Below are 565 nucleotides of genomic sequence, written 5' to 3' on the forward strand. Positions count from 1 at the left end.
TGTTCTGCCGCAGCGCGCCGCTTTGCTGGTGGGCGGACTGCGCTTCCACGCTCCAGCCGCGTGGCCAGCCGGTGGTGGCGTCGGTGGACTCGTCGTCCTGCGCGGCCTGCTGAGGGCTGTCGTCGAGCACGCGGTCCACGTAGGCCTGCGTGGGCTCAGCGGTTTGCATGGGCTGTGTGGGTTGCGCCCAAGCGACCACGCTGGCCAGGGCGGCGCCCGCCCAGCACGCGCCGAGGGCGTGACGCGAGCGTCTGCCCCTCATGGTGACGGTGAAGCGAATCGCTGCTCGATGACCAGCGAGCCCTTGCGGCCCCACTCCAGCTTGCCGCTGACGCTGAGCGGGTAGCGGATGGCCACCGCAGTTTCCGGGTCGCCGGGCCGGGTCGCCTGCAGCGCGATGTCGCGTGTCTCGCCCGGCATGATCGGCATGGTGGATGCCTGCACTTCGAGCGCGGTGCCGTCCGTGTCCTTGGCGTTCAGAAGGCCCGCGAGCCGTCCGTGCGCATTGCCGCTGTTGCGGACCCGCAGGACCGGCGTGGGCTTGCCATCCACCTTCTTCACCGCC

1 pseudogene is annotated in these 565 nt (G+C 71.0%); it reads right to left on the reverse strand.

Annotation, left to right across the window (positions count from 1 at the left end):
• Positions 1-258: 258 nt before the first annotated feature.
• A pseudogene (locus ABEA07_RS19350) lies at positions 259-565 on the reverse strand (hypothetical protein); the annotation flags it as partial.

This window comes from Variovorax defluvii (genome assembly GCF_039541515.1).
GTDB lineage: Bacteria > Pseudomonadota > Gammaproteobacteria > Burkholderiales > Burkholderiaceae_C > Variovorax > Variovorax defluvii.